Origin of the sequence: Synechococcus sp. MU1643 (assembly GCF_020514095.1) — a bacterium.
Taxonomy (GTDB): Bacteria; Cyanobacteriota; Cyanobacteriia; order PCC-6307; family Cyanobiaceae; genus Parasynechococcus.
Genome location: NZ_VTKY01000007.1, coordinates 1 through 25,116 on the forward strand (window position 1 = coordinate 1; position 25,116 = coordinate 25,116).

At 54.5% G+C, this 25,116-nt stretch carries 26 protein-coding genes; 14 read left to right on the forward strand and 12 right to left on the reverse strand.

Annotated elements, in window-relative coordinates; translation table 11 throughout:
* A partial coding sequence (locus FZX09_RS10060) for a calcium-binding protein (RefSeq protein ID WP_226402457.1) occupies positions 1-2,603 on the forward strand: 2,603 nt, incomplete at its 5' end.
* Positions 2,604-2,665: 62 nt separating this feature from the next.
* A complete protein-coding gene (locus FZX09_RS10065; RefSeq protein ID WP_226402459.1) occupies positions 2,666-3,901 on the forward strand; it encodes a glycosyltransferase family 4 protein in 1,236 nt (411 codons plus the stop codon).
* A gap of 39 nt (positions 3,902-3,940) precedes the next feature.
* Here FZX09_RS10065 and FZX09_RS10070 read toward each other — a convergent pair whose 3' ends face one another.
* From FZX09_RS10070 to FZX09_RS10095, 6 genes are all read right to left on the reverse strand, one after another.
* The gene (locus FZX09_RS10070) at positions 3,941-4,129 is read right to left on the reverse strand and encodes a DUF6447 family protein (protein ID WP_226402461.1); all 189 of its coding nucleotides are present in this window, start codon (positions 4,127-4,129) and stop codon (positions 3,941-3,943) included.
* A gap of 102 nt (positions 4,130-4,231) precedes the next feature.
* Positions 4,232-5,011, reverse strand: coding sequence for a class I SAM-dependent methyltransferase (locus FZX09_RS10075; protein ID WP_226402463.1), 780 nt, complete (start codon positions 5,009-5,011; stop codon positions 4,232-4,234).
* An 86-nt stretch (positions 5,012-5,097) separates the two neighbouring features.
* Positions 5,098-6,510, reverse strand: coding sequence for an ABC transporter ATP-binding protein (locus tag FZX09_RS10080; RefSeq protein WP_226402466.1), 1,413 nt, complete (start codon positions 6,508-6,510; stop codon positions 5,098-5,100).
* On the reverse strand, positions 6,507-7,316 hold the full coding sequence (locus FZX09_RS10085) for an ABC transporter permease (RefSeq protein ID WP_226402468.1): 810 nt from the start codon (positions 7,314-7,316) through the stop codon (positions 6,507-6,509). Before FZX09_RS10085 ends, FZX09_RS10080 begins: the two co-directional genes overlap by 4 nt.
* Complete coding sequence (gene cysE, locus FZX09_RS10090) at positions 7,313-8,080, reverse strand: serine O-acetyltransferase (protein ID WP_226402470.1); 768 nt, start codon at positions 8,078-8,080, stop codon at positions 7,313-7,315. Before cysE ends, FZX09_RS10085 begins: the two co-directional genes overlap by 4 nt.
* Positions 8,081-8,090: 10 nt before the next feature.
* The gene (locus tag FZX09_RS10095) at positions 8,091-9,092 is read right to left on the reverse strand and encodes a GntR family transcriptional regulator (RefSeq protein ID WP_226402472.1); all 1,002 of its coding nucleotides are present in this window, start codon (positions 9,090-9,092) and stop codon (positions 8,091-8,093) included.
* A 603-nt stretch (positions 9,093-9,695) separates the two neighbouring features.
* On the opposite strand from FZX09_RS10095, the gene FZX09_RS10100 reads away from it, so the two are divergent.
* A complete protein-coding gene (locus FZX09_RS10100; RefSeq protein WP_226402474.1) occupies positions 9,696-9,833 on the forward strand; it encodes a hypothetical protein in 138 nt (45 codons plus the stop codon).
* A gap of 97 nt (positions 9,834-9,930) precedes the next feature.
* Here the strand turns inward: FZX09_RS10100 and infC are convergent, their stop codons facing one another.
* Together infC and miaA are read right to left on the reverse strand one after the other, a co-directional pair.
* Positions 9,931-10,584: a translation initiation factor IF-3 gene (gene infC, locus FZX09_RS10105; RefSeq protein WP_226402476.1), complete on the reverse strand. Its 654-nt coding sequence runs from the start codon at positions 10,582-10,584 to the stop codon at positions 9,931-9,933.
* A 57-nt stretch (positions 10,585-10,641) separates the two neighbouring features.
* Positions 10,642-11,541 (reverse strand): tRNA (adenosine(37)-N6)-dimethylallyltransferase MiaA, encoded by a 900-nt coding sequence (gene miaA / locus FZX09_RS10110; RefSeq protein ID WP_226402478.1) that lies wholly within the window; start codon positions 11,539-11,541, stop codon positions 10,642-10,644.
* 152 nt (positions 11,542-11,693) lie between these two features.
* Between miaA and gyrB the strand changes: the two genes are divergently transcribed.
* The 4 genes from gyrB to FZX09_RS10130 are packed head-to-tail and all read left to right on the forward strand — an operon-like array spanning position 11,694 to position 14,718.
* Positions 11,694-13,661, forward strand: coding sequence for a DNA topoisomerase (ATP-hydrolyzing) subunit B (gene gyrB, locus FZX09_RS10115; protein ID WP_226402480.1), 1,968 nt, complete (start codon positions 11,694-11,696; stop codon positions 13,659-13,661).
* Positions 13,661-13,966, forward strand: a complete 306-nt coding sequence (locus tag FZX09_RS10120) for an SH3 domain-containing protein (protein WP_226402482.1) — start codon at positions 13,661-13,663, stop codon at positions 13,964-13,966. Before gyrB ends, FZX09_RS10120 begins: the two co-directional genes overlap by 1 nt.
* Positions 13,947-14,327: a CrcB family protein gene (locus FZX09_RS10125; RefSeq protein ID WP_226402484.1), complete on the forward strand. Its 381-nt coding sequence runs from the start codon at positions 13,947-13,949 to the stop codon at positions 14,325-14,327. Before FZX09_RS10120 ends, FZX09_RS10125 begins: the two co-directional genes overlap by 20 nt.
* Complete coding sequence (locus FZX09_RS10130) at positions 14,320-14,718, forward strand: CrcB family protein (protein ID WP_226402486.1); 399 nt, start codon at positions 14,320-14,322, stop codon at positions 14,716-14,718. The genes FZX09_RS10125 and FZX09_RS10130 overlap by 8 nt, the downstream gene beginning before the upstream one ends.
* On the opposite strand, the gene FZX09_RS10135 is transcribed toward FZX09_RS10130, so the two are convergent.
* Positions 14,684-15,157, reverse strand: coding sequence for a glutathione peroxidase (locus FZX09_RS10135; RefSeq protein ID WP_226402488.1), 474 nt, complete (start codon positions 15,155-15,157; stop codon positions 14,684-14,686). The genes FZX09_RS10130 and FZX09_RS10135 overlap by 35 nt on opposite strands.
* A gap of 74 nt (positions 15,158-15,231) precedes the next feature.
* Here FZX09_RS10135 and mgtE point away from each other — a divergent pair, with 74 nt between their 5' ends.
* Both mgtE and FZX09_RS10145 read left to right on the forward strand, forming a co-directional pair.
* Positions 15,232-16,692: a magnesium transporter gene (mgtE, locus tag FZX09_RS10140; RefSeq protein ID WP_226402490.1), complete on the forward strand. Its 1,461-nt coding sequence runs from the start codon at positions 15,232-15,234 to the stop codon at positions 16,690-16,692.
* Between the two features lie 54 nt (positions 16,693-16,746).
* Positions 16,747-17,754, forward strand: a complete 1,008-nt coding sequence (locus tag FZX09_RS10145) for an RpoD/SigA family RNA polymerase sigma factor (protein WP_226402492.1) — start codon at positions 16,747-16,749, stop codon at positions 17,752-17,754.
* Here FZX09_RS10145 and FZX09_RS10150 read toward each other — a convergent pair.
* Positions 17,739-18,602, reverse strand: coding sequence for an alpha/beta fold hydrolase (locus tag FZX09_RS10150; RefSeq protein ID WP_226402580.1), 864 nt, complete (start codon positions 18,600-18,602; stop codon positions 17,739-17,741). The two genes, FZX09_RS10145 and FZX09_RS10150, sit on opposite strands and share 16 nt — an antisense overlap.
* Before the next feature lie 150 nt (positions 18,603-18,752).
* Here FZX09_RS10150 and mutT point away from each other — a divergent pair, with 150 nt between their 5' ends.
* Together mutT and FZX09_RS10160 are read left to right on the forward strand one after the other, a co-directional pair.
* Positions 18,753-19,880: an 8-oxo-dGTP diphosphatase MutT gene (gene mutT, locus FZX09_RS10155; RefSeq protein ID WP_226402494.1), complete on the forward strand. Its 1,128-nt coding sequence runs from the start codon at positions 18,753-18,755 to the stop codon at positions 19,878-19,880.
* A gap of 21 nt (positions 19,881-19,901) precedes the next feature.
* Positions 19,902-20,858: a carbohydrate kinase gene (locus tag FZX09_RS10160; RefSeq protein WP_226402496.1), complete on the forward strand. Its 957-nt coding sequence runs from the start codon at positions 19,902-19,904 to the stop codon at positions 20,856-20,858.
* On the opposite strand, the gene tsaE is transcribed toward FZX09_RS10160, so the two are convergent.
* A complete protein-coding gene (gene tsaE / locus FZX09_RS10165; RefSeq protein ID WP_226402582.1) occupies positions 20,825-21,340 on the reverse strand; it encodes a tRNA (adenosine(37)-N6)-threonylcarbamoyltransferase complex ATPase subunit type 1 TsaE in 516 nt (171 codons plus the stop codon). The genes FZX09_RS10160 and tsaE overlap by 34 nt on opposite strands.
* A 7-nt stretch (positions 21,341-21,347) precedes the next feature.
* On the opposite strand from tsaE, the gene ahcY reads away from it, so the two are divergent.
* Positions 21,348-22,778, forward strand: coding sequence for an adenosylhomocysteinase (gene ahcY / locus FZX09_RS10170; protein ID WP_226402498.1), 1,431 nt, complete (start codon positions 21,348-21,350; stop codon positions 22,776-22,778).
* Positions 22,779-22,849: 71 nt separating this feature from the next.
* Positions 22,850-23,509, forward strand: coding sequence for a DedA family protein (locus tag FZX09_RS10175; protein ID WP_226402500.1), 660 nt, complete (start codon positions 22,850-22,852; stop codon positions 23,507-23,509).
* A 34-nt stretch (positions 23,510-23,543) separates the two neighbouring features.
* Here FZX09_RS10175 and FZX09_RS10180 read toward each other — a convergent pair whose 3' ends face one another.
* The gene (locus FZX09_RS10180) at positions 23,544-23,921 is read right to left on the reverse strand and encodes a single-stranded DNA-binding protein (protein WP_226402502.1); all 378 of its coding nucleotides are present in this window, start codon (positions 23,919-23,921) and stop codon (positions 23,544-23,546) included.
* 142 nt (positions 23,922-24,063) lie between these two features.
* On the opposite strand from FZX09_RS10180, the gene FZX09_RS10185 reads away from it, so the two are divergent.
* Entirely contained in the window at positions 24,064-25,116 is a 1,053-nt protein-coding gene (locus FZX09_RS10185) for a rod shape-determining protein (protein ID WP_226402584.1), read from the forward strand.

Sequence of the window (25,116 nt, forward strand, 5' to 3'; positions counted from 1 at the left end):
CTGGTGTTGCAACGATCAACCTGGCCGATGACACCAACGGAAAGTCGGTAGTCACTACTGGTGCAGCCGCTGACGTGGTAACCATCTCTGCTTCTGACCTTGGTGACAACATCACGACTGGTCTAGAGGCTGACACCATCAAGGCTTCCAACGGTCACTTGACGGTACTTGACACCATCTCTGCTGGTGGCGGTACTGACATTCTTGAGTTGCTTACAGACGGAACAACTCTTGCTGATGCTGCATTTACTAACGTCACGAGCCTTGAGACGGTTACCTCTACAGCCGGCTCTCAAATTACCGCTTTGACACTGAGCACCCTTGCAGCTGCAGCTGGTGTTGAGACAGTTACCTTCAACGATGCAACAGCTGCCGATACCCTCACGGTTCAAGCAGGCTTTACTAACAACCTCACTGTCAACCTCGACGCAGATACCAACGCCAACAAAATTGATGCCACTAACTACACGAAGGTGTTGACTGTGGTTGCAGAAGCAGATGAATTTGACACCACTGCTTCAACAGTTACCGGTGGTACTGGATCTACTGACAAGATCAAGTTTGCTGGTGGTGGTAACGCCATTGTTGCCGCTGATTTGGCCAACGTTACTAACGTCGAAACCTTTGAAGCTACCGGTATTACCGCTGCATTCGGTCTGGCACTTAACAATGCTAATGCCACTTTTACCGATATCAGTAACTACCAAACCATTACGGTTGATGCTTCTTCTCTCACGACTGGTGTCGCAACGATCGATGCTTCAGCTGAGAATGATGCCAAAGTCGTAATTACAACTGGTGCAGCTGCTGACGTTGTTACTGCATCAACATCAGCTCACATTGGTGACAACATCACTACTGGACTAGAGAACGACACTATTCATCTTTCTGCTGATGGTGTTTTAACTTCCGCTGATACTATTGCTGCTGGTGGTGGTACCACTGACACAATTAGTATTTCGGCTGATTCTTCCATCGCTGATGCTGCATTTACCAACGTCACTGGAGTCGAAGTTCTTACGACGGCTACCGACATTGATTTCACAGCCCTGACATTGGGTGCCCATGCTATGGCTGCAGGCATCGATACAGTCACCTTCGTTGGCGATGGCACTAACACTTTGACGGTTGGATCTGGTTTTACCAACAACCTTGCAGTCAATCTGAGAGATGCCACTGTTAACGACAATGTTGACGCTTCTGGTTCTTCAGCTGCTATTGCTGTTGCAGCTAATTCAGATGATGTTGCTGCAACAGATACGATCAAAGGTGGTTCTGGCACCAGTGATTCGCTCACACTTACTGCTAATGACGGTACTTCTACCATCACATTGGTGACTGGTATTGAGACAATTACCGTCGCCTATGCAGCAAACAAGGACGCCACGATTGTTATGGGTGCCAATGACACCCAAATTGCATCCGGCAAGACTCTCACTGTTGATGCTTCTGCAATGACAGAGACTGATGAGATTCTTACTTTCACCGGTAACGCTGCAGAAACGGATGGCTTCTTGAACATCACTGGTTCAGCTGGTGCAGACGCTATTACAGGTGCTGGTGCAGCTGACACAATTACTGGTGGTGCAGGTGCCGACACTATTACTTCTGGTGCAGGTGCTGACTCCATTGTTGGTGGTGCAGGTGCCGACTCCATCACAGCAGGTGCTGGAGCTGACACCCTGACAGGTGGAACCGAGGCTGATACCTTCGTCTACACCGCAGTCGCTCAGTCGAATTCTTCAGCTACTGACACCATCACTGACTTCACCAGTGGTGCTGACAAGTTGAATATCACCTTGGATTACAGCGGACTCGGCGCAGGTTCTCATGCAACAGTCAATGCAACTGTTGTTACTGCAGCTGCTGGTATCACTGCTGTGCAAGCATCTCTCTCTGCTGAGCGTGGTCAGTACATCCATGACACGACCAACAACAAGTTGTACGTCAATGTCAACGATGACAACCTGATCACCACACTTGATTATTCGATTGCTACCACTACAGCTGCTGCTGATGGTGATATCAATTTCACTATCAGTGGTGGTGCTGGCAATGACACAATCACTGCAGGCGGTGGTGCAGACACGATTACAGGCGGTGCTGGTTCTGACAGCATTGTTGGTGGATCTGGTGCAGATACCTACATTCATGCTGGTACCGGAACTGGTGATGGCTTCGACTTGATTACTTTCGTTGCCGCCGATGACATCATCGACTTCACAACCAATAGTGCGTTGGTTAATGGAACAGCAGTGACTGCTTATGCAGAGGGAGCAAAGGGTAACCTTGGTGCTACTACGGCCTTCCAAGTCTTCTCCGACGACATTATTGTTGCTAACTCTCTTGTCGGTCCTACAGCAGCTGAGATTGAAACCTATCTGGCTGCTACAGAGGTCTTCAACAATGGTGCTACCAACGATTCGGTTTACATCGCCGCTGACAATGGTACTGACACCTTCATCTTCCTCGTTACTGAAGGAGCTGATGGTACCAACAAGCAGTTTGACGCTGCTGATGATTCCAGTATCGCCATGATGCGTCTTGTTGGAGTTGACGATGCTACAGGTCTGTCAGCCGCCAACTTTGCTGACTTCACCTGATCTGTCTTCCATATATTTCCCCTCCGAAAGGAGGGGTTTTTTTTGTCTAATTCTTTTTTGCTATGAATATTCTCTTTGTTCACCAAAACTTCCCTGCACAATTCAAGTTCCTAGCTCCTGAATTGGTCCGGCAAGGGCATAAGGTATATGCTCTTACCCTTCGTGAAGGCCTTGAAAATAGCTTTATGGGAGTCAAGGTAATTTCCTATCAACCCTTAAGTGGTAGTTCAAAAAGTATTCATCCTTGGATATCTGATTTTGAGACCAAGGTCATTAGAGCAGAATCGTGCTTACGTTCTGCTCTTGACCTCAAGGAAGCTGGTTTTACACCCGATTTAATTATTGCTCACCATGGATGGGGAGAACCTCTTTTTCTCAAGGAAGTTTGGCCTTCTGTAAAACTTGCTCTTTATTGCGAGTTTTTTTATAATACTTTTGGCTTCGATTTTGGTTTTGATAATGAGTTTCCAAATAATTCAATTGATGATATCTGCCGATTGCGACTAAAAAATCTTAATAATTTTATGCATTTTGAAGTAGCAGATGCTGGTATATCTCCTACTAAATTCCAAGCATCTACTTTTCCTGCCCCTTTCCGTTCTAAGATATCTGTCGTTCATGATGGTATAGATACTGCTCGTATTTCCCCCAATCAAAATATCCAATTAACTCTCAATAATAATCTTGTTCTCACCAGAAAGGACGAAGTTATCACTTTTGTCAATCGTAATCTTGAGCCCTATCGTGGTTATCATATCTTTATGCGCTCCTTGCCACGTATTTTGCGCGAACGTCCTTCAGCACGTGTTCTTATCGTTGGTGGTGATGATGTTAGTTATGGTCGCAAACCTGTTGCTGGTCAATCTTGGAAAACCATCTTTATAAATGAAGTTCGCCCTTCAATTCCTGAGCAAGACTGGCTGCGTGTTCACTTTCTTGGCTCAATTCCCTACCAGCATTTTATTGGCCTTTTACAACTGTCCTCTGTCCATATTTATCTTACATATCCGTTCGTATTGTCTTGGAGTCTCCTTGAGGCAATGAGTGCCGGTTGTTCAATCGTTGGGAGTAATACTGATCCCGTCAAAGAAGTCATAATGCATAACTATAATGGCTTGCTCGTCGACTTCTTTGACAGCGATGCACTTGCTTCTGAAGTATGCTACTTATTAGAAAATCCGATTAAAAGAAAGGAGCTTTCAACGAATGCTCGAAATTTCGCTATTGAACACTTTGATGTTAAGAGCAAATGTTTGCCTGAACAAATTGACTGGGTTAATCAGCTGTTAGACAGTTAGAGGTACTTGTTTTTATATATAATTTCCTAGATGAGAATGTCAATTGTTTTCTATTAATTGCTTTAGGGAGAGGGCATATGTTTTTTCAGCCGTTTTGTATACAGCGATTTGCGCTTCAAGTCTCCTCAATTCGGCTTGAACAAATTGCAGGCTGATTACATTCGCCTTTGCCTCTTCATTCATTTCTTCGGTGTTGTATTCTTCTCCGTTAATGTTGACAATTGTCATGATTGATTTCTTTTTTTTATTATATATCAGTTCGCTGGCCGATCATGTCTTTTCTTTACTGCGTAATATAGTGCAACAATTCTTTTATTTTCAGATTACGCATCAGCCGACTCTTTTCTTTAATATACTTTTCACTTTTCTTAGAATTCTATATGCTAACCCCTTTTTGTATATGTTTAATACCTTTTCTTTTTCTTTTATTTGTTTAGTAAGTTCTGATGTATGTAAGTTTAGTTGTTCTTCTCTTTTTTTCTGCCCTTCGTTTCTTAGATTTGCTATGGCTAATTTCTCTTTTGTTCTTCGTAGTTCATCAAGTAGGCACCCTTTAGCCTTCAGCACAGGTAATATCTCTATTAATTCATCATGCCATATTGGTTTTTGAATTGTCTTTGTGGCTATTGCTAATCCATGTCCGTTGGTTATTTCAATACAGTGAAATTCCCCTTTAGATTTTATTTCCTCCCATAATTTCCATACTCCAAAATCCTTCTCTCTGACATTCCAGTCGTGAAACATCATCGTTCCTCCTTCTTTTAACTTACTCTTCCATTTGTTGTAATCATGACTTACCGCTTCATATGTATGTAGGCCGTCTATATGTACTATGTCAATAGTATTGTTCTCGAAATGTTCTGCGGCTTCGTCAAATGTTGATCGTATTAGCCTGCCCCGTGTCTTATGTCTTGAGTTAAAGTGCTCGTATACTCTTTCATATACTTCATTATTGTAGTATCCGGCTTGACTATCTCCCTCCCATGTGTCAATTGCATATGTAAATGTGTTTGTAGCTAGCGTTTCAGCTGCTTCGCAAAAACTGAAAAAAGATACACCATAGTGTGTTCCCAATTCAACTATATATTCTGGCTTGAGCTTATCAATCAACCAATGCGCAATCGGTACATGTTCCCACCATGATGAGGGTGCATCATATCTAGGTATTAACTCTAAACTGCTTATATGCGCTTGATTCATAATTTCTCTACCTCAATAGAGTGCATTGGTACTCCAGCTTGTCCTGCTGCAATACTAGTACATCTTGACCTCAAAATTACGGCATCATTTACCCAATGCAGTATTTCATGGTTAATTTGATCTCCACTTGCCAATGCTGCAGTTATTGAATAATCTCCTCTGCTTAGCAACGGTAAGGTAAAAATAAACGTTGTTTTTATTGTATCTCCTTTTGTGGCCTCTCCTATTTTTTTAGATGGTAGAGCACTCAATGTATTATCTCCTAATAGAGCTAAGCCTTTGCTATTTTTCAAGATAAATCCTATGATTAGCTCTGTTATTTCTTCTTCTATTGCTGCTACTATAGTCAGTTCTACGACTTCTCCTCCTAATATTGTTTCTATCATGGTATTATCTTCCTCATTTTTTATTCTTGTACTTATTATCCTTGCCTTTCCCCCTCCATAGCTCTCTTTATTTGTAATATGTATTCCTATGGGTACAATATCAATAAAATTCGCATATTTGCTTGCATTTATTGCATGTTTTCTATAGTCGCTCCATTTCATTCTTTCAATATTATCTTCTCCCTTTTTATATTCTGGATTAGTGGAAACTCTCTTTGTTTTTCTATTATTTGTTTCCCCTTCATATATTGTTTTGTCGTTCTCCTCTTGATTTGTTCTTTGAAGTTGTTTTGTATACTCCTCCATGACTTCTTTTGGGGTTCCAAGTACTTGTTTTTCTCCATTTTGTAACAGTAATGCCTGATCGCATAAGCTCAATACTGCATTTGCATCATGGCTTACAAAGATTAGAGTTCCATTTTCCCTAAATCGTTCAATAAATCTCATGCATTTTTGAGTGAAGTATGCGTCTCCAACTGAAAGTGCCTCATCTATTATTAATATATCTGCATCGACATTAGTTATTATTGAAAATGCTAGTCGTACGACCATTCCACTTGAGTATGTCTTTGTTGGTTGGTCAACAAATTCACCAATTTCTGAAAATTCTACAATCTGTTGTATTCTTGCTTCAATTTGTTTCTTGCTTAGCCCAAATAATGTTGCATTAAGGTATATATTCTCTCTTCCTGTAAATTCCGGATTAAATCCACTCCCGAGTTCTAATAAAGCTGCGATCTTTCCATCTACTCTTACGCTACCTTTTGTAGGCTCCATTATATTGCAAATTATTTGCAGTAAAGTACTTTTGCCACTCCCATTCTTTCCTATAATTGCCAATGCAGTTCCTTTTTTCAGATCTAGAGATATGTTATCTAGAGCATTTATTTCCTTGTAGTTATTCTTGTCTTCCTTAAGCATCTGCTTTATTCTTGCTATTCTGCTTTTATATATTCTAAAAGTCTTTCCCACGTTTTTTAGTTCTACTATTGATTTTTCCGGCCTTGGGTTGCCATCATTCATAGTATATCGGCAAGTGTTTTTTGTGACTTTTTGAGAATCCTAAAGCAAATTTGACACCATAGTAATGAAACAAATATAGAAGTTATTAAGCCTCCAATTTTGGGTAACTCGCCTGCAATCAAGATGCTTCTTGTTCCCTCTATTGATGACACTAGTGGGTTTATCGCTGCTATCCATCTTATTTTTTCTGGCAACATTGAAGTCGGATAGAAAATTGGACTTAAAAACATAAGCATACTTACGGCTGCATTGATGACTTGACTTGTATCTTTTATTATTACACCAATCCATGAAAGGATCCATGTCATTCCTAAGCATCCAATTATTAGTGGCAGCCAAACTATTGGTAACAATGCCGCTGTAAGTGGCGCTTTTCCATCCCATATGATTTTTGCCATTACCAATATTACTGCGCTTATTGCCCCATGTATACATGCGCTTCCTGTAATCATTCCCCCAAGCGTATGGATTGGAAATATTATTTTTTTTACGAAGTTTGGGTTGCTCGTTATTAGTGTTGGTGATTTTGTTGCGCATTCCGCGAATATGTTAAAAACAATCAGTCCTGCGAACAAATTTAGTGCAAATGTTATCGGGGTTTCATCCCCTGTAGTAGTTCCTCCCCATCTAGCTTTGAATACTTGAGAGAATACTAAAGTATATACACTCAGCATCATTAGTGGATTAATAGCCGTCCACAAAATTCCAAGCATCGAACCCTTGTATCTGCCATTTATGTCTCTCAGTATGAGTTGCCTCAATAATGTCCTGTTCTTTAACATGTAACTCAAGAAGTCTTTTTTCATGTCTCTCCTTTCTCTTTTTCTTCCTCCATGTCGCCTAGTAATTCCAGTATTTCTCTGTCTTTAAGGTTTTGACTTTGGCCTCCTATGACTTTTGTTGTTCCTTCCATATTTGTTGTCAATCCTTGAAGCCTTCTTAGGTTTCTTACATCATTTTCTAGTTCATCAATGCGTTGCATTAGGTTCCTAATTATTGCAGCTTCTGCGTCTGGCAGTGCTGAGTGTGCTAATGGATTTATGCGTGTCCCGCTTTGATGAATTACTCGACCTGGTATTCCTACCACTGTACAATTAGCATCAACATTTTTTACTACTACTGATCCTGCGCCAATTCTGGTATTAGTCCCAATTGTTATTCCTCCTAATACTTTTGCTCCTGCACCTACAACTACATTTTCTGCCAGGGTTGGGTGTCGTTTTCCGTGTTCTTTTCCAGTTCCTCCTAATGTTACGCCCTGATACAGCAAGCATCTTTCCCCTATCTCCGCTGTTTCGCCGATTACTACGCCCATACCGTGATCGATAAAAACGCTGTGACCAATATGGGCTCCCGGATGAATTTCTATTCCTGTAATGCTTCGACCCACTTGGCTAAGTATGCGTGCCAATAGTTGAAGCGGCAGCCGGCTATTCCATAATCGGTGGCTCAGTCGATGTAGGCAGATGGCTTGAAAGCCCGGATAGCAACATATGATTTCAAGCCAGCCCCGGGCAGCAGGATCACGGTCGCGGATGATTGCGAGGTCAGTACGTATATAATCAAACATCTTGGAGAATTTAGCTGCCGGCGGTTTGTGTCTGTATTCCAATCTCCTTGCGAAGCTGATTAATCGTATCGGTGCTTAGGTAGTTTTCTGCGCAATGTACTTGTGGCATGCGCATTAATTGGGATCTGTTTTGTCGCAGGCATTGTTCTACCAGGGGCTGGCTTGGCCTATCACACAGCACATGACTTGACGCCCTCAGTAGGGCAAGTAAGCGGCTTCCAATATCTGGCGTGGCGGTCATCAGTAGCAATTCGTTGCCGCGCATCGAATGGAGAATTACTTCCGCAGCTCTTAGGATACCGGGGCTGATGCTCACTAGGCCGACACAGCTGCCGGGCCGTAGTTCTTTCAGCATTGCCAGCTCTTCCCGGAAATCATTTAGATCTATGGCCACGGCCCTCACACCGTGTTTCTTTGCGAGTGCCTCAATTGGTTGTAGGAAATAGCGGCTTGTCACCACAGTCCCATTGCTTGAATTCTCAAGTACGTTTTCTAGCTCTTCCATTGGCACCACTTCCACCGGTACGTTTAGGCACGGTTGGAGTTCTTCGGCGATCAGCATCGAGGCGCCGATGTCTTCCCTGGGTGTGCTGACCAGCACACGGGCACCGCAGCGTAGGCGCCAGTCGATCTCCCGGGTTAGCAATTCGCGGGTTTGCTGCAGAGTGCATCCAGCATTGAGCAGGCCGTCTACACATTTGCGCACTTCCCGGTCGAGGTCGGTCACTCCTCGATTGCGGATGTGTGGTGGGGTTTTTATCTCTCGCAATTTTTGTTGATCCCGCACGTAGATGCCGGAGCCCGCCATTGCTTCCACCACGCCATCGGTTTCTAGCTGTCGGTACACCTTGCTGATCGTGTTCCGGTGCAACCCGGTCTGCATCGCGAGCTGGCGGGTGCTCGGTAGACGATGCCCTGGCGGGTAGTGCCGCGCTGCAATGGCGAAACAGATCTGGTTGTAAAGCTGCGTTGAGGCCGGTATGTCGCTTTCCTGCTGGATATGAAATCGCACGCCGATGGACAGGTTCGAATGCGGCCACCATACGGACCGATTCGTCTGGTGACAATTGGGTGTGTGTCCTGTGACCCTGTGACAATTCCCAACTTGCTTCACCCTCGCTGGATTGACTGGCTGTTTGCGGTGTGCCACTCCGCTGCTTTCGTGTACCGCCGCCAGTCAAGCTGAACGTAACTGTCACGTAATTGTGTTAGCTTCGTGTATAGATCGTTCTTTTCTTGATTTTGGCATCTAATGCCTGGTTCCGCAGCGTTGTCGATTGCCCGACCGCTCACGGGCATCCGTTTCCTGTAGTCCCCCTTGTTTGACCGCTCGGCGTCTGATTTGTACTTGGTTTGCAAAGCGTCCGATCTGCCTCAAGGGCGACGCCACAAAAAGGCAACTACTGCTCGAACATGCTTTTGGTGGTGTCGCTCCAGTGCTCAGCTGGTTTCAAGTCCGTTTCCCATAAATTGCAACTCATCTGGTTGGGTTCTGCTTAGTTAGGTATGCCGCTTCTTCGGTGATCACGTTGCCCGGTGAAGAGCAGGCCTTCGATTTTCCCGCGCAGGTGTTTGTCGGATGCGGCCCTGTGGCGGCGAACCCTCCTTAAATCTGTTGCCTGAGGTAAAGGCGCGGCTCCCCTGTGTAATCGGCGCAGCAGACCGTCTGATCTCCGCCAAGAATCGCGAATCGGTAGTGGCTGCTCTGAGGAAGGACGATCCCACTCGGCGGCGCTTGCGCTTTGTGGTGTAGACCGGCGGCGTCCACGGCTCATGTACGAGGTCCGCAGCTTCAATGTCCAGGCCTCAGCCAGGTGATGGCGTTTTCTGCTGGGTAACGACCATATGGTCTACCCTTGGGAGTTGACCACTTTGGCGGCGGTGGGTCTCGGCGGTGCAGGTATGGTTCGCACAGCCTTGTTGGCGGCCTGCTGCTTTTCCTCTTTCTTCACCAGCGGCGTTTTGCGCGGGGTTAGGAACATGATCATGTTCCGGCCTTCTCGTTTAGGAGCCTGCTGGATCTCTGCCTTTTCTTCGAGATCTTTGGCCATTCGCCGCAGCAGAGTTTCCGCCAGCGCCGTGTGCTGAATCTCACGGCCGCGGAAGATCACGGTGCACTTCACCTTGTCGCCCGCCTTGAGGAAGCGCTGGGCTTGACCGATCCGTACATCGTAGTCGTGCTGGTCGATCTTGTAGCGCATCTTGACCTCCTTGACTTCTGTCTGGTGCGACTTTTTCTTGGCCTCTTTGGCTTTCTTTTCTTGCTCGAACTTGAACTTGCCGTAGTCCATGATCCGGCAGACCGGCGGGTCTGCCTTCTCGCTCACCAGCACCAGATCCAGTTCCCGGTCGCGGGCTACATCCAGGGCCTCTTCGCGGCTGATCACGCCGAGCTGAGCGCCGTCTGAGTCGACTACCCGCAATTGGGGGTAGTTGATCCGGTCGTTGATGTTGGGCAGCTCCCGAACCGGGGCACGACGGTCAAAACGGGGACGTGGGGGCATTCAGGCGGTGACGGGGACAGGTGCAGACGACTTCAGTGAACACACAATCTGCTTTTTTTACTTTAGATGTTGCTCGATCAATGTCATCGCATCCGTCAGCGTTGACGGGTCGTGCAGCCAGTGGGGGTTGTGCTGACGCCGGAACCAGGTGCGTTGGCGTTTGGCGAACTTGCGGGTGCGTTGGCTGGTGATTCGCACTGCATCTGCAGTGCTCAGGCTTCCGGTGATCACCTCTAGTGCTTCGCCATAGCCGATGGTCTGCAGTAGCGGCAGGTCAGCGCCGTAGCGTTCGCTCAGGCGCCTGGTCTCGTTCACCAGCCCATCGCGGTAAAGCTGCTCGGTGCGTTGTTGGATGCGCTGGCGCAGGTTGGCGGGATTGAGGCCCAGTTCCAGCACCCGCCACGGCGGAGGCGTGGCTGTGGCCTGGCGGCTCATCGGTTGTCCGGAGGCGTAGAGCACCTCCAGGGCGCGCTGGGTGCGCACGGCATCGGCGGGGGCGATTTTGGCGGCAGCTTGGGGATCGGCGGCCTCTAGCAGGGGGTGGCAGATGCTCTGGCCTAAGGCTGTCAGCTGCTGTCGCAACTGCGGCTGGGGAGCCACTGCCGGAGGCTTAAGGCCACCGGTGAGGGCTTTGAGGTAGAGGCCGCTGCCGCCCGCCAGCAGGGCCAGGCCCTGCTGCTCCAGCGCGTTGTTGATGCAGGGGGTGGCGATCGCCTGAAATTCCTGCAGGGTGATCGGCTGATCTGGCGTGCGCAGGTCCAGTAGATGGTGCGGCACCCGCGCCTGTTGCTCCGCCGTCGGCTTCGCGGTTCCGATGTCCATCTCCCGATAGAGCTGGCGGGAATCCACGTTGATCACGGGCAGATTCAGCCGTTCGGCGATGTCCAGCGCTAGGGCGGTTTTGCCACTGGCGGTGGGCCCGAGCAGCGTGATCACCAGGGGGTGGGAGCTGTTCAAAAGGGTGAGGGGGTGCAGCCAGGCGTGGAATGGGCGCTGAGAGGCCTCTGAAAGCCTCTATAGACAGCCGGTGGTAGATTGACATTGTCAGGTCGAGGTTTAGAGCCGTTGCGCCCGCCCATGACCCGGTTTCCTGGCTTGAGACTTTCTGAATGAGCGACGCTTCCAAGGTCCAGAACGCTTACGGCGCCGAGCAGATTCAGGTGCTGGAGGGGCTTGAGCCAGTTCGGAAGCGCCCGGGCATGTACATCGGCTCCACCGGACCGCGGGGCTTGCACCATCTGGTGTACGAAGTTGTTGATAACTCGGTTGATGAAGCCCTGGCGGGCCATTGCGACCGCATTGTTGTGGTCCTGGGGGAAGACGGTTCCGCCTCGGTGAGCGACAACGGCCGGGGAATTCCCACTGATGTGCACTCGCGCACCGGCAAGAGCGCCTTGGAGACGGTGCTCACCGTTTTGCACGCCGGAGGCAAGTTTGGCTCCGGTGGTTACAAGGTTTCTGGCGGTCTGCACGGCGTTGGCGTGTCCGTGGTGAATGCCCTGAGTGAATGGGTGCAGGTGACGGTGCGCCGTCAGGGCCAGGTGCATCGCCAGCGTTTTGAGCGCGGCGCGGCCATCGGAGCGTTGGCGTCGGAGTCGCAGCCTGCATCGGAGTCCGGCGAGACCGGAACTACAGTCTGTTTTAAGCCCGATCTAGAAATTTTCACCGGTGGCATTGTCTTCGACTACGCCACCCTCTCGGCCCGTTTGAGGGAACTGGCTTACCTCAACGGCGGCGTGCGGATCGTTTTCCGCGATGAGCGGCAGTCAGCCCGCGATGAGGAGGGGAGCCCCCATGAGGAGACCTACTTCTACGAAGGCGGCATCAAGGAATACGTCGCCTACATGAACAAAGAAAAGGACTCCCTTCACCCCGAGATCATCTATGTGAATTCCGAGAAGGATGGTGTACAGGTGGAAGCCGCGCTTCAGTGGTGCTCAGATGCATACTCCGACAGCATTCTTGGCTTTGCCAACAACATTCGCACCGTGGACGGTGGCACCCACATCGAAGGTCTGAAGACGGTGCTGACCCGCACCCTCAACGCCTTCGCTAAAAAGCTGGGCAAACGCAAGGAATCGGATTCCAACCTGGCCGGGGAGAACATCCGCGAAGGCCTGACGGCGGTGCTTTCGGTGAAGGTGCCAGAACCTGAATTTGAAGGACAGACCAAGACCAAGCTCGGCAATACTGAGGTGCGCGGCATCGTCGACAACCTGGTGGGCGAGTCGCTCGGCCAGTTCCTCGAGTTCAATCCCTCTGTAATCGGCCTGATCCTGGAGAAGGCGATTCAGGCGTTCAATGCCGCTGAAGCCGCTCGCCGGGCCCGCGAATTGGTGCGGCGCAAGAGCGTCTTAGAGAGTTCAACCCTGCCCGGGAAGCTCGCCGACTGCAGCTCCCGCGATCCCGGAGAATCCGAGATCTACATCGTGGAGGGCGACTCCGCTGGTGGCTCCGCCAAGCAGGGCCGCGACCGTCGCTTCCAGGCGATCCTGCCGCTGAGGGGCAAGATCCTCAACATCGAGAAGACGGACGACGCCAAGATTTACAAGAACACGGAGATTCAGGCGCTGATCACCGCCTTGGGTCTGGGCATCAAGGGTGAGGACTTCGATGTGAAGAACCTCCGCTACCACCGGGTCGTGATCATGACCGACGCCGATGTGGACGGTGCCCACATCCGCACTCTGCTTCTCACGTTCTTCTACCGATACCAGAAGGAGCTGGTGGAGGGTGGCTACATCTACATTGCTTGCCCACCCCTCTACAAAGTGGAGCGTGGTAAGAACCACACCTATTGCTACAACGAGGGCGATCTGCAGAAGACTCTGGCGGGCTTCGGTGAGAAGGCCAACTACACGATCCAGCGCTTTAAAGGCCTTGGCGAAATGATGCCCAAGCAGCTTTGGGAAACCACCATGGACCCCACCACCCGCACGATGAAGCGAGTGGAAATCGAAGACGCTCTCGAGGCCGATCGTATTTTCACGATCTTGATGGGCGACAAGGTTGCTCCTCGCCGGGAATTCATCGAAACCCACAGCGCTGAGCTGGATATGGCATCCCTCGATATTTGATGGGGCCTGTTCTGCGTTGGAGTTGGCTGCTGGGGGTGGCGTTGATTGCCCCGGCAGCTCTGCCAGCCGGAGGTGCTGACTGGCGACAACCGCAGCCCCGTCGCCGTCTGGCGTCTGGGCCCTTACATACGTCGACCGACCAGCCCCTGCACCTCAGTCCGCTGGAGGTTGCTCCACGGCTACGCACTCTCAAGGCGGGATCCTCCCTGCGGCTTCTGCGGCGTTGGTCCGCTGCCGATGGTCAGGATTGGTTGCACGTGCAAACGCTTTCGGGAGATCAACGCCGTGGTTGGCTCCGTGCCTGAGGCGGTTTTGGTGGGTCTTGGGGCGATCCCCGGGGCCTGGTTGCGCCTCAAGGTGGTGAACCACTTCCAGCCGATGGTGCCGAAGAAGCACTGGGGCACCTTCCTTGTGAATGTGGTTGCCTGCTTCGCCCTGGGTCTGGTGCTGGCGCTCAATGAAACCTGTGCCCCCAGCAACGGCATTGCTTTGCTGATGGGGGTCGGCTTTTTCGGCAGCCTCAGCACCTTCTCCACCTTCGCGGTGGAATTGCTGAACGAGTTGCGTGCTGGCCAGGCCCTTACGGCATTGGTGCTGGCGTTGGCTTCGATAGGGGCGGGCCTTTTGGCTTGTGCCGTTGGTTACGGATTAGGGACCCATGTCTGAAACCAAACCCAGCCTGCGATTGGAATTGCAGGAGCTGTTGTTAGTTGGTGCGGGTGCCGTGCCCGGAGCCCTGTTGCGCTGGCAGGTCGCTCTGCATATGGGGGATCAGAACCTTCTGGTGAATGTTCTGGGGGCTGCCCTCTTGGGCTTCCTGGCCGGGCTCCCCGCCGCGCCGCGGCTCCAGTTGTTCATAGGCATCGGCTTCTGTGGTTCGGTCACCACCTTCAGCAGCTGGATGCTGGCGGCCATGAAGCATCTGAGTTCAGGTGATTGGGCCGCCGCACTGGGCTTGATCGGGCTGACCGTCGGGCTGGGGCTTGGTGCCGCAGCCCTGGGGTTCAGCTTGGGACGACGGCTTAAGCCGCCAGAGCCGCCTCAATCTCTGACTTGAGGTCTTCAGGGGTGACGCCGCTCTTGAAGCGGGCGATCACCGTGCCGTCCTTGCCCACCAGGAACTTCTCGAAGTTCCACTCCACATCACCAGCGGGATCCATCTGGTTGAGGGTGGTGTAGGGCTCGGTGGTGCTTCCTTTGGCGTTCACCTTCTCAAACAGTTCGAAGTCGGCGCCGTAGGTGGTGGAACAGAAGGCCTTGATTTCGTCCAGGCTGCCGGGCTCCTGGGCGCCGAAGTCGTTGCAGGGGAAGCCCAGAACTGCCAGGCCCTTGGCGGCATAGGTGTCCTTGAGGGCCTGCAGACCCGCGTATTGCTTGGTGAAGCCACAGCGGCTAGCCACGTTCACGATCAGCAGCACCTTGCCGGCGTAGTCGCCCAGGGATTTGCTGCTGCCGTCAGGGGTGGTGACGGAGACGGCGCTGACGCTGATCGCCATGGTGGAACAGAGATGGAGCGCAGAGGTTAACTGGCTGTAGCGGCCATACACTGGGCTCCCGGCCGGAGGAGGGCATGACGGAGGCATCGGGGCTGAGCAGTGCTTGCGTGAGCGTGGAGCCCGAGTTACTGGCCGAGGCGGTTTCCCATGAGCTCGTCGCGATGCTCCAGGCGGGTAACTACGACGCCGTGAAACTGTTGCTGGAACCCGTGCAGCCGGTGGACATCGCTGAAGCGATTGGCAATCTTCCAGCCAACCTGCAGGCCATTGCTTTTCGTCTGCTCAGTAAAGATGAAGCCATAAGCGTTTATGAGTACCTCGACACTGTTACCCAACAGAGCCTGCTGAGCCTGCTGCGTTCCGGCGAGATGCGGGAGGTGATGGAGGAGATGTCGCCGGATGACCGCGCCCGATTGTTTGAGGAACTGCCTGCCAAGGTGGTGCGCCAGCTGCTGAGCGAGCTCAGCCCGGATGAACGCAAGGTGACCGCTGAATTACTGGGTTACCGCGCGGAGACGGCCGGGCGTCTGATGACGACCGAGTACATCGCCTTCAAGGAAAACCAGACGGCAGCGTTGGCGTTGGAGATCGTGCGGCGGCGTGCCCGCGACACCGAGACGATTTATTCGTTGTATGTCACTGATGCGAAGCGACGCCTCACCGGCATTCTCTCGCTCCGGGATCTGGTGACGGCAGAGCCCCAGGCCCGCATCTGCGATGTGATGACTGCGGAGGTGCTCAGCGTCAGCACCGACACGGATCAGGAAAAGGTGGCGCGCACGATTCAGCGCTACGACTTCCTTGCTGTTCCCGTGGTGGATCTGGAACAGCGTCTGGTGGGCATCGTCACGGTGGACGACGTGATCGATGTGATCGAGCAGGAGGCCACCCGTGATCTTTACGCCGCCGGCGCGGTGCAGGCTGGTGACGACGACGATTACTTCAGCAGCAACTTGTTCACCGTTGCTCGCCGCCGTGTGGTGTGGCTGGCGGTGCTGGTCCTCGCCAGCTTTTTCACATCAGAAGTGATTGCCGCGAATGAGGACGTGCTGCAGCGGGTGGTCTTGCTGGCGGCATTCATTCCCTTGCTCGGTGGCACCGGCGGCAACGTGGGGGCCCAGAGCTCCACGGTGGTCATCCGCGGTTTGAGTACCCAGAGCATCTCCAACCTCGGACCCTTGCGGGCGATTGGCCGCGAAGCAATGGCGGGGGCGTTGCTGGGGGTGTTGATGCTGCTGCTGGTGGTTCCCTTTGCCTGGTGGCGCGGGGAAAGCGCTTTGGTGGGCCTCTCCGTGGGGATGAGCCTGCTGGCGATCACCACCCTGGCGGCGACGGCCGGTGCAGCGTTTCCGCTGCTGTTTGACCGCATGGGTCTGGATCCAGCCCTGATGTCGACGCCCTTCATTACCACCTGCACCGACGTTGCTGGAACGCTGATCTACTTGAAGACGGCGGGGTGGCTTCTGATCCACCTGCCGCAGCTGGTGCAAGCCACAAGTATTTCTACTCATTTCTTCCTCCTGGGAGCTTTCTGAGAGTCTGTTTACGTTTCTTAGGAGTACTGTTCACATAACTCAAAGAAGCACTCCATGGCTCCGGCTGCGACCGCTGCTTCCAAGCCCAAAACTGCTTCGAAAGCAGCAAAAGCCATCACGGCTGACGTAGATCTGGTCCGCTCCTACCTGCGTGACATTGGCCGCGTTCCCCTCCTGACCCACGAGCAGGAAATTACTCTGGGCCGCCAGGTGCAGGAGTTGATGGATCTGGAATCTCTCGAGTCTGAACTGGAGAGCAAGGCTGGCGAAAAGCCCAGTCGCGACCAGCTGGCGAAGGCGTCAGGGCTGTCCTCAATACAACTCAAGCGCAAGCTGCAGAACGGTCGTCGCGCCAAGGAGCGCATGGTTGCCGCCAACCTGAGGCTGGTAGTGAGCGTGGCCAAGAAGTACACCAAGCGGAATATGGAACTTCTGGATTTGATCCAGGAAGGAACCATCGGATTAGTCCGTGGTGTTGAAAAGTTCGATCCCACCCGGGGTTACAAGTTTTCCACCTATGCCTATTGGTGGATTCGCCAGGGCATCACCCGGGCCATTGCGGAAAAGAGCCGCACGATCCGGCTGCCAATTCATATCACCGAGATGTTGAATAAGCTCAAGAAGGGCCAGCGAGAGCTGAGCCAAGAGCTGGGCCGCACGCCTACGGTCATCGAACTAGCCGAATTTGTCGAGCTTCCGGAGGACGACGTCAAGGACCTGATGTGCCGCGCCAGGCAGCCGGTGAGCCTGGAGATGAAAGTTGGTGATGGCGACGACACCGAATTGTTGGAATTACTCTCCGGCGATGGCGATCTGCCTAATGACCAAGTTGAAGAGGATTGCTTGAAAGGAGATCTGCGCAGCCTCCTTGGTCAGTTGCCTCATCTGCAAGAGCAGGTGCTGCGTATGCGCTATGGCATGGACGGGGAAGATCCGATGAGCCTCACCGGCATCGGTCGGGTTCTTGGTATGAGCCGCGACCGTGTCCGCAATCTGGAGCGGGATGGTCTTGCCGGTTTGCGCCGTGTGAGTGATCAGGTTGAGGCTTACGTCGCCTGCTGAGTTGTTTTTGTTTTGATTAGCCGTTGCAGCACTCGATTCACTTGATCCGGTGCTTCGTCGTGAGGGCAATGGCCTGCATTTTCAATCACTGTTAGTGATCGAACGCAGCTCAAGGTCTGTTCCCAGCTTTCGGCCTCAGCGATGGGCTCCCATGGATCCTGTTTGCCCCAGATCAGATCAACTGGAAGGCTTAGTTCTTCCATCAAGTGTGGTGCCAAATAATCGTCGAACAGGTTGATGAAGCCTCTAAAGGCTTCGGTGGCACCGTCGCGTTGGGTGGGTTGGTACAGCAGATTCACCAAGTCGTCGTCGATGTTTGCGCCACTGGGGTAGGCCTGCCTCAACACGCTGCTAATCACTCCAGGTCGTGCTGCATTGCGGAATAGTGCGGTGCTGAGCCAGCGCTGCCGCACCATCGTTTTCAGCAGCGGCCGGATCCAGGCCATCCATGCTGGTTGTGTGGCCAGTTGCTTGTCGTCCATCAAGCGTTGAGCGCAGTCGATCAGCACCACGCCACGGCAGTTCTCGCCCAACAGATGGGCGGCACGGAGGGCGACAACCCCGCCGATCGAGTTGCCCACCAGTAGTACCGGCCGTTGCACCACCGCATCGCAGAAGTCAGCCACCTGCTGGCCCCAGAGATCAAAGCCGTAGTGAACAGCATCCGCTGTGATTGCTTCGTCTTGCAAGCGGGCCCGGGGCTGATCGCTGCGCCCGAAGCCGAGCAGATCGATAGCGTAGGTAGGAAGAAGTTCGGCCAGCACTGGCTGGTTGAAACGCCAGTGGTTGGTGTTGGCCCCGAAGCCATGAATCAGCAACACCGCTTCTTCCGCATTGGCATCGCCCATCAGGCTCCAACCAATTGATCGTTCGTTCCAGCTCCAGAGGTTGTTGCTTGGGCCCACACCTTGACTTTCTGCGCCGGTGCATCCTGGCGAGCGAAGTACTTGGATGGACGGTCGTTGCTCAAGCCCTGCTCTGACACCAATTGCGAACTCATGGACGCGTTGACCGAGGCCGATGCTGCTGTTCTGTCGACAGCCTTGCTGGCCTGGTGGGAGCGCCATGGCCGCGGCGGTATGCCCTGGAAGCAGTTGCCTGGTGGCGTGTGTCCAGCGCCGGATCATCAGCTCGATCCCTACGGCATCTGGATCGCCGAGGTGATGCTGCAGCAGACCCAGTTGGCCGTCGCGCTCCCCTATTGGATGCGTTGGATGGAGGCGTTTCCCACTGTCGAGGCGCTGGCCGCGGCGTCCCTGGATGAGGTGCGGCTGCAGTGGCAGGGCCTTGGCTATTACTCCCGGGCCCGCCGGCTGCATGAGGCGGCGCAGCGGTTGGTGGGCGGGCCTTGGCCCCGCAACTTGGACGAGTGGATGGCGTTGCCGGGCATCGGCCGTACCACCGCCGGCAGCATCCTCTCCAGTGCCTTCAACGCACCGTTGCCGATCCTGGATGGCAACGTCAAACGGGTGCTGGCGCGATTGACGGCCCATCCGCGCCCGCCGGTCCGCGACGACGCCCTGTTCTGGTGTTGGAGTGAGGCCCTGCTTGATCCGGTTCGGCCACGGGATACCAACCAGGCGTTGATGGACCTGGGGGCCACGCTTTGCACACCCCGCCAGCCGGACTGCTCCCGCTGCCCCTGGCAATCCCACTGCGCTGCTTACGCTGCCGGCGATCCCTGCCGCTGGCCCGTGACCGATGTCCCCAAGCCCCTGCCTTTCCAGGTGATTGGTGTCGGTGTCGTGCTCAACGCGGCGGGGGAGGTGTTGATTGACCAGCGCTTGGAGGAAGGGCTGCTGGGGGGGATGTGGGAGTTCCCCGGTGGCAAACAGGAGCAGGGCGAAACGGTTGAAATCTGCATTGCCCGCGAATTGCAGGAGGAACTCGGCATTGCGGTGACGGTGGGCGCTGAACTGATCACGGTGGATCACGCCTACAGCCACAAGAAGCTGCGCTTCGTGGTTCATCTCTGCGACTGGGTGTCGGGGGAGCCGCAGCCCCTCGCCAGTCAGCAGGTGCGTTGGGTGAGCCCAGATGATCTGGGGAATTACGCCTTTCCAGCCGCCAATGCTCGGATCATTGAGGTGCTGCTTGGCAGGGCGGGCAGCTCTGCCCACCCTTAGGGAAGGTCCTGATGCGGTCGGATGGCGCTTGGTCCCGTTGTCGTCTGTCTTGGTGAAGCCCTGATCGATCGGCTTGGGCCGCCCGGAGGTGATCCGGCAGTGGATCGGCCGGTGGACGACCGTCTGGGAGGAGCACCGGCGAATGTGGCCTGTGGTTTGGCCCGTTTGGGCACCCCCGTGGCGTTTGCCGGTCGCTTGGGGCAGGACGCCATTGGCAAGGCCTTTTCCAGGTTGTTTGTTGAGCGTGGTCTGCAGACCGCGCTGCTTCAGAGGGATGACGAGCGTCCCAGCCGAATCGTGCTGGTGCGCCGTGCGCGGGATGGGGAACGGCAGTTTCAGGGCTTTGCCGGGGATGAAGGAACCGGTTTCGCAGACCAGGCTCTGGAGCCGGCTGCCTTACCCCAGGCCCAATGGTTGTTGATCGGCACGCTGCCGCTGGCGGCGCCAATGTCGGCCTCGGCCCTGCTATCGGCCGTACGCCAGGCCCAGAGCCAGGGCACGGCGATTGCCCTCGATGTGAACTGGCGTCCCACGTTCTGGGATGCCACGGCTGATCCCGAGGCGGGACCGTCCGCAGCGGCGAAGGTGGCGATTCAACCGCTCCTGGACCAGGCAGCCTTGATCAAGTTGGCGCGGGAAGAAGCGCTTTGGTTCTTCAAGACCGACGACCCCGGTGCGATCCAGCAGGCCTTACCCCAGCGGCCCGATGTGGTGGTCACAGATGGAGCGGCCCCGGTGCGCTGGCAATTGGCTGACGACTCAGGTCAGCAGGGCGCCTTTCAGCCTCCCACCGTCGTCGACACAACCGGTGCTGGCGATGCCTTCACGGCCGGTCTGTTGCACCGTTGGGAAGCAGCTCCCCGGGAACGCATCCGTTTTGCAGCCGCCTGTGGTGCGTTGGTCTGTGGCGGTGCCGGTGGGATTGATCCCCAGCCCACGCAGGCTCAGGTGGAGCAGTTCCTGGGGGGAGTGAGCTGAGCCAGTCGGCCCTCGTCCTGGTGACACAGCTCGAGGCGCCAGGCTTCCGGCAGCTCGAGGCCCAGCCGTTCCGGCCACTCCACCGCCATCAACGCCCCTACCGCGCGCGCTTCTTCCTCCTCCTGCAGAAACAGTTCATCGGCGGAAGCTGTGTCCTCGAGGCGATAGAGATCGAGGTGCATCAGCTGCGGCTGCCCCTGGGGATAGTGCTGCGCCAGGGCAAAGGTGGGACTGGTGATCGGCTCGCTGATCCCGAGGCCTTCGGCCAGCCCCTGCACCAGCGATGTTTTGCCGGCCCCCAGGGGGCCACTGAGTAGAAGAATTGCTTCACGTGGAAGTTCGCGAGCGAGGGATCGGCCCAGGGCCCGGGTCGTCTCAAGGGTCTCAAGAGCCCAGACATGCCCTGTAGAGTCCGGCTCAAGCGAGCCCGAAGCCTCGGCGTCTCTGCAGAGATTCAACTCCACGTTTGCTTTAGGGAGCATTAAAACCATGGTGGCAGCGCCCACGTCCTCGGCTGAGCTGAAGCTCGGCATAGATTTCGTCATTGCCGACATCAACCAAGCCGATTTCGGCCGCAAGGAGCTCAACATTGCCGAGACCGAGATGCCCGGTCTGATGGCGTTGCGCGAGAAGTACGGCAGCGAGAAGCCTCTGCAGGGTGCCCGCATCGCTGGCTCTCTGCACATGACGATTCAGACCGCGGTTCTGATCGAGACCCTGGTGGAGCTTGGAGCAGAAGTCCGCTGGGCCTCCTGCAACATCTTCTCCACCCAGGACCATGCCGCTGCGGCCATCGCCGCCAAGGGCATTCCGGTCTTCGCCGTCAAAGGCGAGACCCTGGAGGAGTACTGGGATTACACCCACCGCATCCTCGAGTGGGGTGACGGCGGCTCCCCCAACATGATCCTGGACGACGGCGGCGATGCCACTGGTCTGGTGATGCTCGGCAGCAAGGCTGAGCAGGACATCACTGTTCTCGATAACCCCAGCAACGAAGAGGAGACCTTCCTGTTCGCTTCGATCAAGAAGAAGCTGGCCCAGGACCCCATCTTCTATTCCCGCACCAAGGCCCAGATCCAGGGAGTGACCGAGGAGACCACCACAGGTGTAGCGCGTCTGTACAAGATGCAGAAAAGTGGTCAACTTCCCTTTCCTGCCATCAACGTCAACGACTCGGTCACCAAGAGCAAGTTCGACAACCTCTATGGCTGCCGCGAGTCGCTGGTGGACAGCATTAAGCGCGCCACTGACGTGATGGTGGCTGGCAAGCAGGCCTTGGTGATCGGCTACGGCGATGTGGGCAAGGGCTCAGCTCAGTCCCTGCGTGGTCTGGGTGCCACCGTCTGCATTGCGGAAGTGGATCCGATCTGCGCCCTTCAGGCCGCCATGGAGGGTTACCGAGTGGTGCGTCTCGAGGAAGTGGTCGAAGACATGGACATCTTTGTCACCGCCACCGGCAACTACCAGGTGATCCGCAACGAGCATCTGGTGAAGATGAAAGACGAGGCCATCGTCTGCAACATCGGCCACTTCGATAACGAGATCGATGTCGCTTCCCTCAAGGCGTACGAGTGGGAGAACATCAAGCCTCAGGTCGACCACATCACCCTGCCCAGCGGTAACAGGATCATCCTGCTGGCGGAAGGCCGTCTGGTGAACCTGGGATGCGCCACCGGCCACCCCAGTTTTGTGATGAGCAACTCCTTCACCAACCAAGTGTTGGCTCAGATCGAGCTGTTCACCAAGGGCGACGAGTACGGCGAAGAGGTGTACGTGCTGCCCAAGCACCTAGACGAGATGGTGGCTCGCCTTCACCTCGGCCGCATCGGCGCCAAGCTCACTGAGCTCAGCAAGGACCAGGCCGATTACATCAACGTCCCGGTGGAAGGCCCCTACAAGCCCGACCACTACCGCTACTGATCAAGATCCAGCGGATCGGAATCTGATCTTCACGGCCCCATGGAAGACTTGCGCCATCCAGCGCAGTCTCCATGGGGCTTTCTGATCTGATCACACAGCTGCCGGAGTTGATCGGCCATGCGGTTGAGGCGAACCAGTGGCTGGGTTACACCGCGATTTTCGCGGCGATGTTTCTCGAGAATCTGTTCCCGCCGATCCCGTCCGAGCTGATTATGCCCCTCGGCGGTTTCTATGTGCAGCAGGGTCAGCTTGACCTCGTGCCTGTGGTGCTGGCCGGTTTGCTGGGCACGGTCCTCGGCGCCTTGCCCTGGTACGGCATCGGAAGGTTGATCAACGAGGAACGGATCGAAGCTTGGTTGCAACGTCACGGTCGCTGGATTGGCATTAGTGCCGATGAGTTGGCCCGCAGCCGCCGCTGGTTTAGCCGTTACGGCACTGCCCTGGTGTTCTGGGGGCGTCTGGTGCCTGGCATTCGCACGCTGATCTCAGTGCCGGCCGGCATTGAAATGATGCCTATGGCGCCATTCCTGATCTGGACCACCGCTGGCAGCCTGATCTGGACGTCCCTGCTCACCGTGGCCGGCATGGTTCTCGGAGAGGGCTACAGCAACGTTGAGCTTTGGATTGACCCTGTCTCCAAAGCTGTGAAGGTGCTGCTAGTGGTGTCGGTGCTGGCTGGCGCGATTTGGGTGGGCCTGCGCATCTGGCGCCGGCGTCAGTCTTCCAACTGATCACCGGCGCTGGGGCCTCTCTCTGGCCGGGGGCTCAGAAGGGGATGTCCTCATCGGAGGCCTGGCCGCCAAAGCTGCCGGCGGCATCCTGGCTGTCGCGTTTGGAGCCGAGCAGTTCGAGCCGGTCAACACGGACCACAGGCTTGCTGCGTTCTTCACCGCTGGCACGGTCGGTCCAGCGATCCAGCTTGAAGCTGCCGATGATGCCGAGCAGGGATCCCTTCTTCACGTAATCCGCGGCAACCTGGGCCTGCTTGCCCCAGATCTCGAGGTTGAACCAGTCGGGTTCATCGTCGCGGCTGCGACGGTTCACCGCCATGGTGAGGTTGGCCACCATGCTGCCGGACTCGAAGTAACGCACTTCGGGATCGCGGCCGGCACGGCCGACGAGGGTGACGGAATTAACGCCCATAGACAATTCATCTCCTGAATTTGGATTCATGATGCGGCACCGGTTGGGTGACTGCTTTTAAGGAGTTCCACCCAAGCCGCTGGGTGCAACAGGCAACCACTGAGAACGCCCCTATGATCTGGCGGTATTGGTTGCGGTGTCTGTGTTCTTTCGTCGATTCCAGCTGTCGCGCGACATCGGCATCGACCTGGGCACTGCTAACACTCTGATTTACGTTTCCGGTCGGGGCATCGTGCTGCAGGAGCCCTCAGTGGTGGCTCTTGATCTCGAGCGTGGCACCACCATGGCTGTGGGTGATGAAGCCAAGTTGATGCTTGGCCGCACCCCTGGAAACATTCGGGCGGTCCGCCCGTTGCGAGATGGGGTGATTGCCGATTTTGATGCCGCTGAGCAGATGCTCAAAACCTTCATCACCAAAGGTAATGAGGGCCGCGGCATCATGGCTCCTCGGCTCGTGGTCGGCATTCCCAGTGGTGTGACCGGTGTTGAGCGTCGCGCCGTTCGAGAAGCGGGCATGGCTGGAGCCCGTGAAGTGCATCTGATTGATGAGCCGGTGGCAGCTGCCATCGGCGCGGGCCTTCCGGTCACCGAGCCCGTTGGAACGATGATTGTTGATATCGGCGGCGGCACCACTGAGGTAGCGGTGTTGAGCCTGGGCGGAACGGTGCTGAGTGAATCCGTCCGCGTCGCCGGTGATGAGATCAGCGACTCCATCAGCGTCTACCTCAAAAAGGTGCACAACATGGTTGTGGGTGAGCGTACGGCCGAGGAAATCAAGATCCGCATCGGCTCCGCCTTCCCCGACGACCAGTTCGATCAGCAGTCCATGGATGTGCGGGGTCTGCACCTGCTCTCTGGTTTGCCGCGCACCATCAATCTCAAGGCCGGTGATCTGCGGGAAGCCATCGCCGAACCGCTCAATGTGATTGTCGAAGCGGTGAAGCGCACCCTAGAGCGCACACCCCCTGAGCTGGCGGCCGACATCGTGGATCGCGGCATCATGCTGGCCGGTGGTGGTGCGTTGGTGCGGGGCATCAGCGACCTGATCAGCCATGAGACCGGCATCTTTGTGCACATCGCCGAAGACCCTCTGCTCTGTGTGGTGAACGGATGTGGTCAGGTGCTGGAGGACTGGAAACGCCTGCAGCGGGTGGTGGATACCCCGGAATTCGTCCGAACCGCGGCAGGCGTCTGA